This is a genomic window from Bradyrhizobium huanghuaihaiense (genome assembly GCF_007830635.1).
In the GTDB taxonomy this organism is placed as follows: Bacteria; Pseudomonadota; Alphaproteobacteria; order Rhizobiales; family Xanthobacteraceae; genus Bradyrhizobium; species Bradyrhizobium huanghuaihaiense.
Map to the genome: position 1 here is coordinate 67,915 of NZ_VLLA01000012.1, position 16,264 is coordinate 84,178.

General features: G+C 65.8%; 15 protein-coding genes. 13 read left to right on the plus strand and 2 right to left on the minus strand.

The features are described from left to right. Nucleotides 1-109 precede the first annotated feature (109 nt). The 3 genes from IQ16_RS23605 to IQ16_RS23615 all read left to right on the plus strand — a co-directional run bounded on the left by IQ16_RS23605 (nucleotide 110) and on the right by IQ16_RS23615 (nucleotide 4,171). Nucleotides 110-1,669, plus strand: coding sequence for a winged helix-turn-helix domain-containing tetratricopeptide repeat protein (locus IQ16_RS23605; RefSeq protein WP_018648376.1), 1,560 nt, complete (start codon nucleotides 110-112; stop codon nucleotides 1,667-1,669). A gap of 141 nt (nucleotides 1,670-1,810) precedes the next feature. Further along, a complete protein-coding gene (locus tag IQ16_RS23610) occupies nucleotides 1,811-3,301 on the plus strand; it encodes an EAL domain-containing protein (protein WP_018648377.1) in 1,491 nt (496 codons plus the stop codon). A gap of 15 nt (nucleotides 3,302-3,316) precedes the next feature. Then, nucleotides 3,317-4,171 carry a TIGR01459 family HAD-type hydrolase gene (locus IQ16_RS23615; RefSeq protein WP_018648378.1) on the plus strand — a complete coding sequence of 285 codons (855 nt, stop codon included), beginning with the start codon at nucleotides 3,317-3,319 and terminating at the stop codon, nucleotides 4,169-4,171. Between the two features lie 179 nt (nucleotides 4,172-4,350). On the opposite strand, the gene IQ16_RS23620 is transcribed toward IQ16_RS23615, so the two are convergent. Further along, nucleotides 4,351-4,746 carry a response regulator gene (locus tag IQ16_RS23620; RefSeq protein ID WP_007596883.1) on the minus strand — a complete coding sequence of 132 codons (396 nt, stop codon included), beginning with the start codon at nucleotides 4,744-4,746 and terminating at the stop codon, nucleotides 4,351-4,353. Between the two features lie 231 nt (nucleotides 4,747-4,977). Here IQ16_RS23620 and IQ16_RS23625 point away from each other — a divergent pair, with 231 nt between their 5' ends. From IQ16_RS23625 to arfB, 7 genes are all read left to right on the plus strand, one after another. Further along, on the plus strand, nucleotides 4,978-5,949 hold the full coding sequence (locus tag IQ16_RS23625; protein ID WP_018648379.1) for a bifunctional riboflavin kinase/FAD synthetase: 972 nt from the start codon (nucleotides 4,978-4,980) through the stop codon (nucleotides 5,947-5,949). A 202-nt stretch (nucleotides 5,950-6,151) separates the two neighbouring features. Further along, nucleotides 6,152-9,160 (plus strand): isoleucine--tRNA ligase, encoded by a 3,009-nt coding sequence (gene ileS / locus IQ16_RS23630; RefSeq protein WP_018648380.1) that lies wholly within the window; start codon nucleotides 6,152-6,154, stop codon nucleotides 9,158-9,160. Between the two features lie 181 nt (nucleotides 9,161-9,341). Beyond that, nucleotides 9,342-9,836 (plus strand): signal peptidase II, encoded by a 495-nt coding sequence (gene lspA / locus IQ16_RS23635; RefSeq protein WP_018648381.1) that lies wholly within the window; start codon nucleotides 9,342-9,344, stop codon nucleotides 9,834-9,836. Nucleotides 9,837-9,932: 96 nt separating this feature from the next. Beyond that, the gene (locus tag IQ16_RS23640) at nucleotides 9,933-10,664 is read left to right on the plus strand and encodes a hypothetical protein (protein ID WP_026312893.1); all 732 of its coding nucleotides are present in this window, start codon (nucleotides 9,933-9,935) and stop codon (nucleotides 10,662-10,664) included. Between the two features lie 205 nt (nucleotides 10,665-10,869). Next, entirely contained in the window at nucleotides 10,870-12,261 is a 1,392-nt protein-coding gene (locus tag IQ16_RS23645; protein WP_026312894.1) for a M16 family metallopeptidase, read from the plus strand. Next, nucleotides 12,258-13,628 (plus strand): M16 family metallopeptidase, encoded by a 1,371-nt coding sequence (locus IQ16_RS23650; protein WP_026312895.1) that lies wholly within the window; start codon nucleotides 12,258-12,260, stop codon nucleotides 13,626-13,628. The genes IQ16_RS23645 and IQ16_RS23650 overlap by 4 nt, the downstream gene beginning before the upstream one ends. Nucleotides 13,629-13,773: 145 nt before the next feature. Beyond that, a complete protein-coding gene (gene arfB / locus IQ16_RS23655) occupies nucleotides 13,774-14,190 on the plus strand; it encodes an alternative ribosome rescue aminoacyl-tRNA hydrolase ArfB (protein ID WP_018648385.1) in 417 nt (138 codons plus the stop codon). A 63-nt stretch (nucleotides 14,191-14,253) separates the two neighbouring features. On the opposite strand, the gene IQ16_RS23660 is transcribed toward arfB, so the two are convergent. After that, entirely contained in the window at nucleotides 14,254-14,562 is a 309-nt protein-coding gene (locus IQ16_RS23660) for a hypothetical protein (protein ID WP_018648386.1), read from the minus strand. A gap of 301 nt (nucleotides 14,563-14,863) precedes the next feature. Here IQ16_RS23660 and IQ16_RS23665 point away from each other — a divergent pair, with 301 nt between their 5' ends. Genes IQ16_RS23665 through IQ16_RS23675 form a run of 3 tightly spaced genes read left to right on the plus strand, consistent with a single transcriptional unit; the run spans nucleotide 14,864 to nucleotide 16,237 of the window. Next, nucleotides 14,864-15,250: a c-type cytochrome gene (locus IQ16_RS23665; RefSeq protein ID WP_018648387.1), complete on the plus strand. Its 387-nt coding sequence runs from the start codon at nucleotides 14,864-14,866 to the stop codon at nucleotides 15,248-15,250. Beyond that, on the plus strand, nucleotides 15,251-15,646 hold the full coding sequence (locus IQ16_RS23670) for a VOC family protein (RefSeq protein ID WP_018648388.1): 396 nt from the start codon (nucleotides 15,251-15,253) through the stop codon (nucleotides 15,644-15,646). A gap of 42 nt (nucleotides 15,647-15,688) precedes the next feature. Then, the gene (locus IQ16_RS23675; protein WP_018648389.1) at nucleotides 15,689-16,237 is read left to right on the plus strand and encodes a hypothetical protein; all 549 of its coding nucleotides are present in this window, start codon (nucleotides 15,689-15,691) and stop codon (nucleotides 16,235-16,237) included. Nucleotides 16,238-16,264: the final 27 nt, after the last annotated feature.

A 16,264-nucleotide genomic window follows, 5' to 3' on the forward strand; every position in this document is an offset into this window, starting at 1 on the left:
CGGTTGTAAACGCCGGGACGATAGGGCGCATGCGGTTCGCTGGCCTTGAGAGCGGCGTTATTTTACGCTGAGAGCGCCTTGATTTCCGAACGGGAGCCGAGGGGGAATTGTGACGTTTCAGTTCGAGGATTTCCTGCTCGACCCCGAGCGCCGCGAATTGCGGCACGCGGACACGCTCGTCGCGCTCGAACCGCAAGTGTTCGACCTGCTGACCTACCTCGTCCGCAACCGCGAACGCGTGGTGACGCGGGACAACCTGCTCGATGCGATCTGGAACGGCCGCGTCGTCTCGGAATCGACACTGACGAGCCGGATCAACGCAGCGCGCCGCGCGGTCGGCGACAATGGCGAGGAGCAGCGGCTGATCCGCACCGTCGCGCGCAAGGGCGTGCGGTTCGTCGGCGCGGTGACCGAGCTGGCCGGCGCCGCCAGACCAGCCGGGACAGACGAACCGCCCGCGCCGCCGACGGGTCTGCCGCTGCCCGATCGCCCCGCGATCGCGGTGCTGCCCTTCACCAACATGAGCGGCGAGGCCGGGCAGGATTATTTCTCCGACGGCATCAGCGAGGACATCATCACCGCGCTGTCGAAGCTACGCTGGTTCTTCGTCATCGCGCGCAACTCCTCCTTCATCTACAAGGGCCGCACGGTTCATTTGCGGCAGGTCGCCGAAGAGCTCGGCGTGCGCTACGTCGTCGAGGGCAGCGTCCGCAAGGATGACGAGCGCGTCCGCATCACGGCGCAACTCAACGACGTCGCCACCGGCAGCCATCTCTGGGCCGAACGCTACGACCGCGAGCTCGCCGACGTCTTCGCCGTCCAGGACGAGATCACCGAGGCGATCGTCGCCGCGATCGAGCCGCAGCTCTATGCCGCGGAGAATTTTCGCGCCCAGCGCAAGCCGCCCGACAGCATGGATGCCTGGGACCTCGTCATGCGCGCGCTCTCGCACTACTGGCGCGTGACGCGGCAGGATCACGTGGTGGCCCAGGCCCTGCTCGAAAAGGCCATCGCGCTCGACCCCACCTACGGCAAGGCGCTCGGCCTGCTCGGCACCAGCTACATGTTCACCGCGCATATGGGCTGGATGGACATGGCCATCGCGATACCCGCCGCCGAGCGCGCGGCGCGTGCCGCGATCCGCGCCGACGACGAGGACGCCTGGGCCCACAACGCGCTCGGCCACGTCCATCTGTTCGCGCGACGGTTCGAGGACTCGCTGGCCGAGTTCGAGACCGCGCTCCGGCTCAATCCGAACTTCGCGCTGGCGCAGGGCTATCATGGCCTGGCGCTCGGCTATTGCGGCCGCTGGCAGGAGGCGGACGAGGCGGCGCGCCGGGCGATCCGCCTCAGCCCGCGCGATCCCTATGCCCCGGTCTATTTCGGCATCGCCGCCTATGCGCGTTTCCTCGGCGGCGACGACGAGGAGGCCATCCGCCTCGCGCAGGAGGCCTTGCGCCAGCGCAGCGACTTCGTCGGCGCACACCGGGTCCTGACCGCGGCCGCCGGCATGGCCGGGCATCGCGAGGTCGCCGCGGCGGCCTTGAGGGAACTGCGCCGCGCCCAGCCGAACGTCTCGCTCGCCTGGATCGCCGAGTTCATGCCGATCAAACTTGCCGCCGACCGCGAGCGCTACCTCGAAGGCTTTCGCCGGGCTGGCCTCACTTGAAGCCCGAACAGGCCGCTATCCCCTCGAATCAACAATGATGTTAAGCTCGTGCGGCTTGGGGGAGCATGAGGCGTGACGGGTTCGCATACTGGCCCGTGTTTTCCCGGTGAGGCTGTCAGCTCTTGAGGCGTAACGCGCGGCATGATTCGCATTTCGACGATCTTCATCGCCATCTGCATGGTTCTGGTCGCGGCTTCGCTCGGGCTGGTGCTCTACGCGGCCGCCGGCATCAGCGGAACCGAATCCGCGATCGTGGCGCTGACCGCGCTGACCTTCCTGATCCTCTACAACGCGGTCTCGATGCGGCTGCGCGACCGCAGCGACGTCGGCGGCCAGATCGCTGATCTGTCGCGCGGCACGGCCGACCTCGCCCGCCAAGTCGCGGAGTTCGGCCGCCGGCTGGCGGCGATGGAGGGGCGCATCGCCTCGTCCAACTCGACCAATTCCGACCGCATCCAGTCGGTGGTCGGCGAGATCAATGAGCTCGGCGGCCTGGTCAGGCAGCTCGCTTCCACCGTATCGGCGCATGAGGACCTGCTGGCCGGCGCCGCGCCTGGACCTGCGGCAGCGGCAGTGGCAGGACCGGAGCAGGAAGCGCCGATCGACCTGATCGCGCCGTTCGAGGAGCGACAGGCCGCCGCGCCGCTGCCACCTTTCCCCGCACCTCCCGCGGTGCAGCCGCGGCCGGCAGCGGCGGTTCAGACCCACACCGCCAATGCCGTCCCGGCCGCCAACGGACGTAACCAGACCCAATTGCTGGCGACGCTGCGCAACGCGATCGACGAGAACCGCATCGACATCTTCCTCCAGCCGATGGTGACGCTGCCGCAGCGCAAGGTGCGGTTCTACGAGGCCGTGACGCGGGTGCGCGACGAGCGCGACCAGCTGATCGCCGCCGAGGACTTCATCAGCATCGCAGAGGCCTCGGGGCTGATCGGGCGCATCGACAACATGGTGATGCTGCGCTGTGTGCAGGTGCTGCGGCGCCTGATGGTGCGCAACAAGGATGTCGGCGTGTTCTGCAACGTCGCGGCCTCCACGCTCGGCAATTCCACCACCTTCGCGCAATGCCTCGACTTCCTCGAGGCCAACCGGGCGCTGGCACCGTCACTGGTGCTGGAATTCAAGCAGTCGACCTTCCGCAATCTCGGTCCGGCCGAAACCGAGAACCTCGCCGCGCTCGCCCAGCGCGGTTTCCGCTTCTCGATCGACCATGTCACGGATCTCCGGATCGAGCCGCGCGAGCTCGCCGACCGCGGCGTGCGCTTCATCAAGGTGCCGGCCACGTTGCTGCTCGACCCCAGGCAGGCCTCGACCTCCGACATCCACCCGTCCGACCTCTCGGACCTGCTCGGCCGCTTCGGCATCGACCTGATCGCCGAGCGGATCGAGGGCGAGCGCGCCGTGGTCGATTTGCTCGATTATGACGTGCGGTTCGGCCAGGGGTTCCTGTTCGCGCCGCCCCGGCCATTGCGGCCGGAGGGGGCATCTGCTACCGGCGGGGCCTCGCCGAACCAGGCGCAGGACACTCAGGGACCCAATGGCTCCGGCACACAAAGCTCAGGCGCGACGTCTTCGGCGCCTCCGCCCCAGCGTATCACCGGCAACGCGGCGCTCGCGCGCCGCATCTGATCGGCCGCACGCATCATGACCACGCTGCATTTCGCCGAAAGCCTGCGCGAGCTCGTGGGCGGGGTCGATGTCGTGCTCAGCGACATCTGGGGGGTCGTGCACAACGGCCTCGAATCCTTCCCCGAGGCGTGCGAGGCGCTGCACACCTATCGCAGCCGCGGCGGTACCGTGATCCTGATCACCAACGCGCCGCGCCCCGCCGACTCCGTGCAGCGCCAATTGCGCAAGCTCGGTGTCGCCGACGAGACCTATGACGCGATCGTGTCGTCGGGCGACCTGACCCGGCTCTATGTCGCCGAGCATCCCGGCCGCAAGATGTTCTGGCTCGGCCCCGAGCGCGACAATTCGATCTATCGCGGCCTCGATGCGACGACCGCTCCGCTGGAAGAAGCCGACTACATCGTCTGCACCGGCCTCTATGACGACGAGACCGAGACCGCCGAAGACTATCGCGGCATGATGCTGAAGGCGCGCGAGCGCAAGCTGACGCTGGTCTGCGCCAACCCCGACATCGTGGTGGAGCGCGGCGACCGGCTGATCTATTGCGCCGGTGCGATCGCCGAGCTGTACCGCGAGCTCGGCGGCGAAGTGATCTTCTACGGCAAACCGCACCGCCCGATCTACGAGCGCGCCATGCGGCTAGCCGGCGAGCGCCAGGGCCACATGATCGACCGCAAGAAGGTACTGGCGATCGGCGATTCCGTCCGCACTGACCTGACCGGCGCGCGCGAATTCGGCATCGACTGCCTGTTCGTCACCCGCGGCATCCATGCCGAGGAGTTCGAAGGCCTCGACCAGCTCGACCCGGCCTCGGTGATGGAATTGTTCGGCCACCCGCCGAAGGCCTTGATGCGCGAATTGAAGTGGTGATCTTTTGGCACCGTCATTCCAGGGCAGTGCGCAGCACTGAACCCGGAATCTCGAGGTTCTCAGGTGCGCAATTGCGCACCATAGTTCGCCCTTCGGGCGCCCCGGAATGACACTCCCAACGCAGAAAGCCCGGGACGAGCGCCCGAGCTTTCCAAATTCAGCCGAAAACTCTGGCGCGCTTACGCGCTCGCCATGTCCGGGAAGACCGCCTCGATCTTGGTCTTCAGCGTCGCCGCGTTGAACGGCTTGACGATGTAATTGTTCACGCCGGCCTTCTTGGCCGCGATCACGTTCTCGGTCTTCGATTCCGCCGTGATCATGATGAAGGGCGTGGTGGCGAGGTTCGGATCCGCGCGCACCTCGCGCAGCAGGTCGTAGCCCGTCATCGGCTCCATGTTCCAGTCGGAGATCACGAGCCCGTACTTCTTGCCGCGCATCTTGTTCAGCGCCGCCGAACCGTCGCTGGCATCATCGATATTCTCGAAGCCAAGCTGCTTCAGCAGATTCCTGATGATTCGGATCATGGTGCTGTAGTCATCAACCACCAGAACCGACATCGACAAATCAACCGCCATCTCGACTCCCCCAACGCATACCCAGGAATATTACGATCGGACCTGCCAGGCGGGAGGCCCGTCCAGTTCCACGTTCCAAGGACTAGCACCAAGGCGTTAAACAGCCCGTTAACTGGGGGCGCCCCCGAAGAATTGTAATCCTGCTCAACCGGGCCCTCCTCCCACGCTTGACTTCATCCGGCGGGTCGCGCCACGGTCCCGGCCGGTCCCGCCGGCTCGAGAATTCCCCTGATGGCCCCGCAATTTACCGTTATTCGCGACACCACGCCGGATTCCGCTATTCCCCGCGGCGCCGTGGTCGCCATGGGCAATTTCGACGGGGTTCATCTCGGCCACCGGGCCGTCATCGCGGCGGCCCTGGAAATGGGCCGGACGCATGGCCGCCCTGCGCTGGCATTGACCTTCGAGCCGCATCCGCGGCGGTTTTTCAGCCCCAATACCCCGCAATTCCGCCTGACGGACGAGCGGGCCAAGCTGCGGCTTCTGGCCGGCACCGGGCTTGCCGGCGCGGTGGTCATGACCTTCGACAAGGCAAGGGCCGGCACCAGCGCGCAAGACTTCATTCACCATGACCTGATCCGGCGCCTTGGCGTCAGCGGCATCGCGGTCGGCTACGACTTCCATTTCGGCAAGGGACGGGTCGGCTCGCCGGGCCTGCTTGTGAACGAGGCACCCCGGCTCGGCATCGAGGTCGACGTGCAGCCGCATGTCGATATCGACGAACGGCCGGTCTCCTCCAGCGCCATCCGGATCGCGCTCGCCGAAGGCCAGCTCGACGAGGCCACCACCATGCTGGGCGCGCCCTGGTTCGTCACCGGCGAGGTGATCCATGGCGAGAAGCGCGGCCGCGACCTCGGTTACCCCACCGCCAACATCCGCCTGGACGCCAATTGCGGTCTCAAGCACGGCATCTACGCGGTCCGGGTCGGCCGCGGGCCTGAGCGTCTCGACGGCGTGGCCAGCTTCGGCCGCCGCCCGACCTTTGATAATGGCGCGCCGCTGCTCGAAATCTTCCTGTTCGACTTCAAAGGCGACCTCTATGGGCAGACACTGGACTGCGCGTTCGTCGGCTTCATCCGCGAGGAGCTGAAATTCGACAGTCTGGAGGCCCTGATCCGCCAGATGGACGACGATTCTGCCCGCGCCCGCACGATCCTGGCCGCCGCCCCGGACGCGTTTCCGCGGCTCGGCACGATCGACTGAGGCCGAAACGGGCCTGCCGGACCTTTGCGCTTCCTCCGCCCCCCTGCTATGGAGAGCCCATGTTTGCGCGGCGCATCATAGGGATTAGCGGCCCGGCTTCCGCCTGAGCTTTTGGCTCGGCGCAAGACCGGGATTTCGTCGTTTCACCCCCGCGATTCCATGTCGCCATCCGTTCCCGCGCCCTTCCGAGCCAGTCAGCCTCATGTCCGAAAAGCCGCAAAAGTCCCAAAAGACCGAAGCCAACGACTATTCCAAAACCCTGTTCCTGCCGCAGACCGAATTCCCGATGCGCGCCGGCCTGCCGCAGCGCGAGCCCGAGATCCTGAAATACTGGAACGACATCGGCCTCTACGACAAGCTGCGCAAGGAGGCCGAGGGCCGCGCCAAATTCGTGCTGCATGACGGGCCGCCCTACGCCAACGGCAACATCCATATCGGGCACGCGCTGAACAAGATCCTCAAGGATGTCGTGACCAAGAGCCAGCAGATGCTCGGTTTCGACTCCAATTACGTGCCGGGCTGGGACTGCCACGGCCTGCCGATCGAGTGGAAGATCGAGGAGGAGAACTACCGCAAGAAGGGCAAGCAGAAGCCCGACTTCCGCGACTCCACCGCGATGGTGGCATTCCGGAAGGAGTGTCGCGCGTATGCGACGCACTGGATCAACGTGCAGCGCGAGGAGTTCAAGCGGCTCGGCATCATCGGCGACTGGGATCATCCCTACCAGACGATGAGCTATCCCGCCGAGGCGCAGATCGCGCGCGAGCTGATGAAGTTCGCGGCCAACGGCACGCTCTATCGCGGCTCCAAGCCGGTGATGTGGAGCGTGGTCGAGAAGACTGCGCTTGCCGAGGCGGAGGTCGAGTATGAGGACTACACCTCGGACATGGTCTGGGTGAAATTCCCGGTGACCTCACCGGCCCATGGCGTGCTGGCCTCCGCGAGCGTCGTGATCTGGACCACCACGCCGTGGACGCTGCCGGGCAACCGCGCCATCTCGTTCTCGCCGAAGATCGCCTACGGCCTCTTCAAGGTGACGGATGCGCCCGCGGACAATTGGGCGAAGACGGGCGATCTCCTGATCCTGGCCGACGCGCTCGCGGCAGACGTGTTCAAGCAGGCGCGCGTCACGGCTTACGAGAAGGTGCGCGACATTCCCGGCGACACACTGGATGCCGTCGAATGCGCCCATCCCCTGCGCGGGTTCGGCGGCGGCTACGAGTTCGTCGTGCCGCTGCTCGCCGGCGAGCATGTCACCGACGACACCGGTACCGGCTTCGTGCACACCGCGCCGAGCCACGGCCGCGAGGACTTCGACGTCTGGACGGCCAACACCCGCGAGCTCGACGCGCGCGGCATCCCGACCGCGATCCCCTACACCGTCGACGAGAACGGCGCCTACACCGCACAGGCCCCCGGCTTCACCGGCAAACGCGTGCTCAACGACAAGGGCGAGAAGGGCGATGCTAACGAGGCCGTGATCCAGGCGCTGATCGAGGGCGGCAAGCTGCTCGCGCGCGGCCGCCTCAAGCACCAATATCCGCATTCGTGGCGCTCGAAGAAGCCGGTGATCTTCCGCAACACGCCGCAATGGTTCATCGCGATGGACAAGGACATCAGCGAGGACGGCCACGCGAAGAAGGGCGACACGCTGCGCGCCCGCGCGCTGCATGCGATCTCGGTCACGCAATGGGTGCCGCCGTCGGGCGAGAACCGCATCAACGGCATGATCGCCAACCGTCCGGACTGGGTGATCTCGCGCCAGCGCGCCTGGGGCGTGCCGATCGCCGTGTTCGTGCGCGAGAAGTCGGACGGCTCGGCCGAGATCCTGCAGGACGAGATCGTCAACCAGCGCATCACCGAGGCCTTCATGGAGGAAGGCGCGGACGCCTGGTACATGGACGGCGCCCGCGAGCGCTTCCTGGGATCGCGCGCGAACGAGGACTGGAAGAAGGTCGACGACATCTGCGACGTCTGGTTCGATTCCGGCTCCACGCACGCCTTCGTGCTCGAGGATCGCCAGAACTTCCCGCAGCTCGGCAACATCGTCCGCAAGGTCGACGGCGGCAACGACACCGTGATGTATCTCGAAGGCAGCGACCAGCACCGCGGCTGGTTTCACTCCTCGCTGCTGGAAAGCGCGGGCACCCGCGGCCGCGCGCCCTACGACATCGTGCTCACCCACGGCTTCACGCTCGACGAGAACGGCCGCAAGATGTCGAAGTCGATCGGCAACACCGTCGAGCCGCAGAAGGTGATCAAGGATTCGGGCGCTGACATCCTGCGTCTGTGGGTCTGTGCCACCGACTATGCCGACGACCAGCGCATCGGCCCGGAGATCCTGAAGAACACCATCGAGACCTATCGCAAGCTGCGCAACACGGTCCGCTGGATGCTCGGCACGTTGCATCACTTCAAGCCGAGCGAGAAGGTCGCTCATGCCGAGATGCCGGAGCTCGAACGGCTGATGCTGCACGAGCTTGCCAAGCGGGCCGCCGTCATTCGCACGGCTTACACGGCCTTCGACTACAAGACCGTCGTCGCCACGCTCTCCGCGTTCCTGAACAGCGAGCTGTCGGCCTTCTACTTCGACATCCGCAAGGACACGCTGTATTGCGATCCGCCGTCCTCGCCGGCGCGCAGGGCGGCGCTGACGACGATCGATCTGTTGTGCGATTCCGTCCTGAAGTGGCTCGCTCCGATTTTGAGCTTCACCGCCGAGGAGGCCTGGCGGATGTACAGGCCGCAGGCCGAACCGTCGGTCCATCTCACGGTATTCCCCGATGCCATGGACGCCTTCCTCGACGACAAGCTCGCCGCGAAGTGGGAGATCATTCGCGACGTCCGCCGCGTCGTCACCGGCGCGCTCGAGCTCGAACGCGCCGCCAAGAACATCGGCTCCTCGCTCGAGGCTTCGCCGGTGATCTATGTCGCCGACCGGAACATGCTGATGACGCTGTTCGACACCGATCTGGCGGAGGTCTGCATCACCTCGAACTACGAGGTGCGTGAGGGCGAGGCGCCGGCTTCGGCGTTCCGTCTCGATGCCGTGCCCGGCGTTGCCGTCGTGGTGGAGAAGGCGGTCGGCACCAAATGCGCCCGCTCCTGGAAGATCTCGCCGACGGTCGGCGAAGACCCCGAATATCCCGACGTCACCCCGCGCGATGCGAAGGCGCTGCGCGAATGGAAGGCGCTGGGGGTACAAATCTAGCTTGCGTCGTCCCGGCGAAAGCCGGGACCCATAACCACCGCAGTTGATTGTCGCGAAGGCTGATGACTCCGAGTCATTCCAACAACATCCGCCACGGAGTATCGCGACGAGCGCATAGCGCTCGCGCGGAGGTCCCGGCCTCCGCCGGGACGACGGCGGTGTTTGTGGCGGGCGTCCCGGCATGACCCCCCTCCGCGCCGGCATCCTCGCGGCCATCGCGACGGTCATCCTCGACCAGGCCTCAAAACTCTGGCTGCTGAACGGATTCGACCTCGCCCGTCGCGGCGTGGTGAAGGTGACGCCGTTCTTCGACCTGGTTCTGGCCTGGAACATCGGCATCAGCTTCGGCTGGCTCCAGAACGATGGCCAGGCGGCGCAGATCGCGCTGATGGCGGTCAAGGTCATTGCGGTGGTCGCGCTGGCGATCTGGATGGCCCGCTCCCACACCCTGCTGGCCACGATCGCGCTCGGCCTGATCATCGGGGGCGCGATCGGCAACGGCATCGACCGCCTGGCCTATGGCGCAGTGGTCGATTTCGCCCTGTTTCACATCGATATCGGCGGAAACACCTATAATTGGTACGTGTTTAACCTCGCGGACGTGGCCATCGTTGCTGGGGTGGCGGCGCTATTGTATGATTCCTTCCTGGGGGTACCCGCCGCAAAAGCGCCCTGATCCCGGCCGATACGACCGGCAGGTGGAACCTTGCTTTTGCGAGGGTTTAAGCCGCTTGCGAGCGGCAAACTGCCACAATTTGGAACAGGTACAGTGATGCGCAGCTCGAAGACCACCGGTTCGATGGTTCGAGATCCCCGGGCGGGGTTCTGGCAGGCATTGAAATTATCCGCCGTGGCGCTCGGCATCGGTCTCGTCATGTCGGCAGGCGCGGCCCGCGCCGGTGACGACGGCGACGATGAAGACGACATGACCTTCGAAGAGAAGCTCATCGACAATCTGATGTCCGGCATCGGCGCCAAGAGCATGGAGAAGAAGGGTATCGAGTACCGCGAGCGCTCCCCGCTGGTGGTGCCGCCCAAGCTCGACCTGCCGCCGCCCGCCGGGACCGAAGCCAAGAACGCGCCGAACTGGCCGAAGGACCCCGACGAGAAGCGCCGCAAGGAAGCGATCGCCCAGCGGAAGAAGGCCGTCAAGGCGACGGAGAACTGGCAGGCCGCCCAGCCGCTGACGCCCGCCGAGATGAAGGCCGGGCAGGTCACGGCCCCGGAGCGCACCAGCAACGATCCGATCCAGCCGGGCACCAACGGCAACCCCTCGCTCAGCCCCGCCCAGCTCGGTTACTCCGGCGGTCTGTGGAACATGATGAAGGGCGTCGGCGGCACTCCCGAAGAGAAGAAATTCACCAGCGAACCGCCGCGTCAGTCGCTGGTCGAGCCGCCGCCGGGCTACCAGACGCCGTCGCCGAACTACGCCTATGGTGCCGGCAAGGACAATACGAAGCGGACCTATTTCGACATCATGTCGGGCAAGGACAAGGAACAATAACGTTCCTCGTCCGTCGCACCATCCGGGCAGACGCCAGACCGGCGCCGGCGGCTGCTGCCCGCCGAACGCGGTCTATAAATTGCTTATCAGTAACTTGCCTAAGCGTTGAGTTCTCTGCTTCGTGACGCGAAGCCTCAGCCGCACGGTATACCATGCCGTGCCTTCCGAGCCGGACATCCGGGCTCGGCCTGTCATAAGGATCATGATGTCCGCTAACCGATCGGCTGCCTGCCTCCTTGCCGCGCTGCTTTCGACCAGTGTCCTGTCGGCCGGCGCCGCCGTTGCCCAGACCACGGTGACATCGGCGCCACCCGCCAGCTTCACGCTTCCCAACGGCCTGCAGGTCGTCGTGATCCCCGATCACCGCACGCCCGTGGTCACGGAGATGATCTGGTACAAGGTCGGCTCGGCCGACGAGACGCCGGGCAAATCCGGGCTCGCACATTTCCTCGAGCACCTGATGTTCAAGGGCACCTCGAAGCATCCGGTCGGCGAGTTCTCCCAGACCGTGCTCCGCGTCGGCGGCAACGAGAACGCCTCGACCTCGGTCGACTACACCAACTACTACCAGCGCGTGCCGAAAGAGCAGCTGCCGACCATGATGGAGTTCGAGGCCGATCGCATGACCGGCCTGATCCTCAAGGACGAGAACGTGCTGCCCGAGCGCGACGTGGTGCTCGAAGAGTACAACATGCGCGTCGCCAACAATCCCGAGGCGCGGCTCAACGAGCAGATCATGGCCGCGCTCTATCTCAACCATCCCTATGGCCGGCCGGTGATCGGCTGGCATCAGGAGATCGAGAAGCTCGATCGCGAGGACGCGCTGGCCTTCTACCGCCGCTTCTACGCGCCGAATAACGCGATCCTGGTCATCGCCGGCGACGTCGAGGCCGCCGACATCCGTCCGCTGGTCGAGCGCAATTTCGGCTCCATCCCGGCCCAGCCCGCGATCCCGGCGCGCCGCGTCCGCCCGCAGGAGCCGGAGCCGGCCGCCCCGCGCACCGTCACGCTGGCCGACCCGCGCGTGGAGCAGCCGAGCCTGCGCCGCTACTATCTGGCGCCTTCCGCAACCACGGCCGCAGCCGGAGAGAGCGCGGCCCTCGACGTGCTAGCGCAGCTGATGGGCAGCGGCAGCAACTCCTATCTCTACCGCGCGCTCGTCGTCGACAAGCCGCTCGCGGTCTCCGCCAGCGCCAGCTATTCGAGCATCTCGCTCGACCCGACCCAGTTCGCGATCTCCGCCGCGCCGAAACCCGGCGTCAGCTTCGCAGAGGTCGAGCAGGTGGTCGACGGCGTCATCGCCGACATCGCGCAAAACCCGATCCGCGCCGAGGATCTGGAGCGCGTGAAGACCCAGCTCATTGCCGAGGCGATCTACGCCCAGGACAACCAGGCCGTGCTGGCGCGCTGGTATGGCGGCGCGCTGACCACGGGCCTGTCGATCGAGGACATCAGGAGCTGGCCCGACCGCATTCGCGCGGTCACCGCCGAGCAGGTGCGCGCCGTTGCGCAGAAATGGCTCGAGAAGAAGCGCTCGGTGACGGGCTACCTGATCAAGGACACCGCAGCCGCCAAGCGCGAGGAGAAGCGTTCGTGACCTATCCCTTTCTTCGCGCACGACACTTCGCACTGTCCCTCGCTACCGGCGCTGCGCTCGCGCTTGCCACGGTCTCGCCGTCGCAGGCGGCGGCAAAGATCCAGCGCCTGGTCTCGCCCGGCGGCATCGAGGCCTGGTTCGTGCAGGACGCCACCGTGCCGCTGATCGCCATGGAATATTCCTTTGCCGGCGGCTCGGCCCAGGATCCCAAGGACAAGTCGGGCGTCGCCAATCTGGTCGGCGACCTGCTCGACGAAGGCTCCGGCGATCTCGACTCCAAGACCTTCCACGAGCGGCTCGACCGCCGCGCCATCGAGCTCTCCTTCAGCGCCAGCCGCGACAGCTTCCGCGGCAGCCTGCGCATGCTGCGCGACAACAGGGACGAGGCCTTCGACCTGCTCAGGATGGCGCTGACCTCGCCGCATTTCGACACCGCCGATGTCGAGCGCATCCGCTCGCAGGTTCTCTCCGGCCTGCGCCGCGAGACCACCAACCCGTCATCGCTGGCGAGCCGCAAGTTCCTGGAGGCCGCCTTCGGCGATCATCCGTACAGCCGGCAGAGCAACGGCACGCTGGAGAGCGTGCCGACGATCACGGTCGCCGACCTCAAGGACTATGTCGGCCGCGTGCTCGCCAAGGACGGGCTGAAAGTCGCTGTCGTCGGCGACGTCGATCCGGCGACCCTCGGCAAGCTGCTCGACCACACGTTCGGCAGCCTGCCCGCCAAGGCCAATCTCGTGCCGGTACCCGACGTCGACGCGGCCAAGCCGCCGCAGCGCGCCTTCGTGCCGCTGGACGTGCCGCAGACCGTGATCACCTTCGGCGGCCCCGGCGTGAAGCGCAGCGACCCCAACTTCATGGCGGCCTATGTCGTCAACCACATCCTCGGCGGCGGCGGCTTGTCCTCGCGGCTCTATCGCGAGGTCCGCGAGAAGCGAGGCCTCGCCTATTCGGTGTTCGAATCCCTGCTCTGGATGGAACATTCGGCGGTCTTCATCGGCAATACCGGCACCCGCGCCGACCGCGCCGGCGACACCATCGACGCCATCGAGAAGGAGGTGCGCCGGATCGCCGAGGAGGGGCCGACGCAGAAGGAGCTCGACGAGGCCAAGTCCTACCTCAAGGGCTCGCAGATGCTGGCGCTCGACACCTCCTCCAAGCTGGCGCAGGCGCTGCTGCAGTACCAGCAGGACAAGCTGCCGATCGACTATATCGAAAGGCGCAATGCCATCGTCGATGCGGTGACCCTGGATGATGCCAAGGCGGCCGCCAAGCGGCTCTGGGGCCAGGGCCTGCTGACGGTCGTCGTCGGCCGCGCCCCACAGGCCGCCGCGCAGCCGGCGGCCACGGCGCCCAAGTCAAATTAGCAAGTCCACCTAGCAGTCGGACTGACCGCTTCTCCATACGCCTTCTGAAATGGCCGGGCTCGCCCCGGCCATTTGCGTTTTCCATGAGCGCCATTGCCGAACCTGGACGTCCGCGATATGTCCGGACATCACGAATGGTGCCATCATGCTGCGGATATCCCGCGATCTCGTCATCGACGAGGACGACATCGAGATCGGCTTCGTCCGCGCCTCCGGCCCGGGCGGGCAGAACGTCAACAAGGTCGCGACCTCGGCGCAGCTGCGCTTCGACACGCGCAAGCTGACCTTGCCCGAGGATGCAGCGATCCGGCTCGCCCGCATCGCCGGCCAGCGTATGACCAAGGACGGCGTCATCGTGATCCACGCCCAGCGCTTCCGGACTCAGGAGCGCAACCGCCAGGACGCCATCGACCGCCTCGTGGAAATCCTCAAGGAGGCCATGGTGCGGCCGACGCCGCGGCGCGCCACACGGCCGACCTACGCCTCCAAGCAGCGCAGGCTCGAAGGCAAGAAGCGCCGCAGCGACGTCAAGGCCGGACGCGGCAGCCGCTTCGACGACTAGCAAACCCAGCGGAAAAAACTCCGGCCGCAAGCGACCGGAGTTTTGCCGTTCCGTGACCCGGTGTCAGTAACGCTTGCCGGTAGCCGGGCTGCCCGTCGCGGCATCGTCGGCCGTTCCCTTGTGCGCAGCGCTGCCCGTGGTGCCGACCGCGCCCTTCGTTCCTTTGCTCGACTTCATGCCGGTCTTCTCGCCCGCTGCGCCCGGCTGAGCATCCATCTCCTCATCGCCGCTGCCCATCGTGCCGCCCTGCATGGGCTTGCTTTGCACGGTGCCGCCAGGCCTGGCGCCGGACGACGTCCCTTGCGCGAGAACGGGCGTCGCAATGAGGGCCGCGAGAGCGCATGCGATTGCAGAGGTCTTCACCAACTTCATCCATTATCTCCTGGATTTTTGCGATGAACGGTTCGGCTGCCTTCTGCGCCGTTCGCCTGCACCGGACCGGTTCATCGCGTAGAGAGTTCGAACGGCGCGATGCTGATGCAATCCGCGTCGTGTGGTGATCGTTTAGGGTTTTCGCGGCGCTTTCGCGGAATTGTGCTCCGCATATAAGGCGGCGCGGAACACCACACGCCACAAGCATCTCCGTGCGCAGCGAAACAGCCCGCTACTACCACCGCATGTTTGGCCGCGCCTAGTGTTTGCGCACGTTGATGTCGATGGCGGATTCTTGGCGATGCGCGTGGTCGTGTTGGGATTGTGCACCGCGATGGTGCTGGTGGCGCGGGTTGCCGATGCGCAGATGCCGTTGCCGGCCGCAAAGCCGCCGGACGGTGCCACATTATTCAAGCAGCAATGCGCGGTGTGTCACACCTTGAGCCTGTCGGAGCCGATGCGGCAAGGCCCGCCCCTGGTCAAGGTCGTAGGCCGGCCCGCCGGCAAGGCCGAAGGCTTCAAATACTCGGAGGCGATGTCGAAAGCGGACTTTGCCTGGGACGAGACCCGGCTCGATGCGTGGCTGGCCAATCCGCAAGCCGTCATTCCTGGCGTGATCATGGCCTACCGGCAAGCCAAGCCGGAGACGCGCGCCGCCATCATCGCCTTTCTGAGGGAGCAGAACTGAATGGCAAAGCCGGTCCATTCCATGATCCGCGTGTTCGACGAGGCGCGCTCGCTCGACTTCTACAGGCGCGCTTTCGGCCTGGAGGTCGCCGACCATCTGAAGTTTTCCGACTTTGCCTTGATCTATCTGCGTCACCCCTCCTCACCTTTCGAGGTCGAGCTGACGGTGAATTTCGATCGCAAGGAGCCGTATGCGCTCGGCGACGGTTACGGCCATCTCGCCGTGGTGGTCGAGGATCTCGATGCCGAACATGCCCGCTTCGAGCGCGAGCAGCTCGCGCCGGGGCCGTTGCGCGATTTCAAGCATGACGGGCGAACGCTGGCGCGCTTCTTCTTCGTCAGCGATCCCGATGGCTACAAGATCGAGGTGATCCAGCGGGGCGGACGCTTCGGCTGATCACATCACAAGAACCAAATCACAAAAATCCGGAGGAATGCCATGAGAGAAGTCGATCGTCGAAGCAAGCACAGCCGCCGCGTCTTTCTCAAGGGCGCGGCGACCGCCGTGCCGGTCGTCACAGTCGCGACCAGCGTCGCCGTCAGCGTCGAAGGCGCCTGGGCCGATGATGCGAGCGCGCTCTCGCCCGCGACGATGAAGACGCTGCTGAAGGTCGCGCGCGACATCTATCCGCACGATGTCCTCGGCGACAGCTATTACATCACCGCGATCAAGCCGTGGGACGGTAAGGCGGCGAAGGATCCCGCCGTCAAAGCGCTGATCAGCGACGGTATCAGCCGGCTCGATCAGAACGCGCGCGATCGCCACAAGGTCGGCTATGCCGAGGTGCCCTGGGAAGCCGACCGCGTGGTGCTGCTGAAGGAGATCGAGGGAAGCGATTTCTTCCAGAAGGTGCGCGGCGACCTCGTCGTCTCGCTCTACAACCAGAAAGAGGTCTGGCCGCGGTTCGGCTACGAGGGCTCCTCCGCCGAGCATGGCGGCTACATTAACCGCGGCTTCGCCGACATCGACTGGCTGCCGAAGGCTTAAGCTCACCCAACGGTTCAGGAGAACGCA

Bases quoted from the DNA above. Each gene is read 5' to 3' on its own strand.
- IQ16_RS23610 (WP_018648377.1), top strand. From the start codon at position 1,811: ATGATTCGCATTTCGACGATCTTCATCGCCATCTGCATGGTTCTGGTC.
- IQ16_RS23615 (WP_018648378.1), top strand. From the start codon at position 3,317: ATGACCACGCTGCATTTCGCCGAAAGCCTGCGCGAGCTCGTGGGCGGG.
- IQ16_RS23620 (WP_007596883.1), bottom strand. From the start codon at position 4,746: ATGGCGGTTGATTTGTCGATGTCGGTTCTGGTGGTTGATGACTACAGC.
- IQ16_RS23625 (WP_018648379.1), top strand. From the start codon at position 4,978: ATGGCCCCGCAATTTACCGTTATTCGCGACACCACGCCGGATTCCGCT.
- ileS (WP_018648380.1), top strand. From the start codon at position 6,152: ATGTCCGAAAAGCCGCAAAAGTCCCAAAAGACCGAAGCCAACGACTAT.
- lspA (WP_018648381.1), top strand. From the start codon at position 9,342: ATGACCCCCCTCCGCGCCGGCATCCTCGCGGCCATCGCGACGGTCATC.
- IQ16_RS23640 (WP_026312893.1), top strand. From the start codon at position 9,933: ATGCGCAGCTCGAAGACCACCGGTTCGATGGTTCGAGATCCCCGGGCG.
- IQ16_RS23645 (WP_026312894.1), top strand. From the start codon at position 10,870: ATGTCCGCTAACCGATCGGCTGCCTGCCTCCTTGCCGCGCTGCTTTCG.
- arfB (WP_018648385.1), top strand. From the start codon at position 13,774: ATGCTGCGGATATCCCGCGATCTCGTCATCGACGAGGACGACATCGAG.
- IQ16_RS23660 (WP_018648386.1), bottom strand. From the start codon at position 14,562: ATGAAGTTGGTGAAGACCTCTGCAATCGCATGCGCTCTCGCGGCCCTC.
- IQ16_RS23665 (WP_018648387.1), top strand. From the start codon at position 14,864: ATGCGCGTGGTCGTGTTGGGATTGTGCACCGCGATGGTGCTGGTGGCG.
- IQ16_RS23670 (WP_018648388.1), top strand. From the start codon at position 15,251: ATGGCAAAGCCGGTCCATTCCATGATCCGCGTGTTCGACGAGGCGCGC.
- IQ16_RS23675 (WP_018648389.1), top strand. From the start codon at position 15,689: ATGAGAGAAGTCGATCGTCGAAGCAAGCACAGCCGCCGCGTCTTTCTC.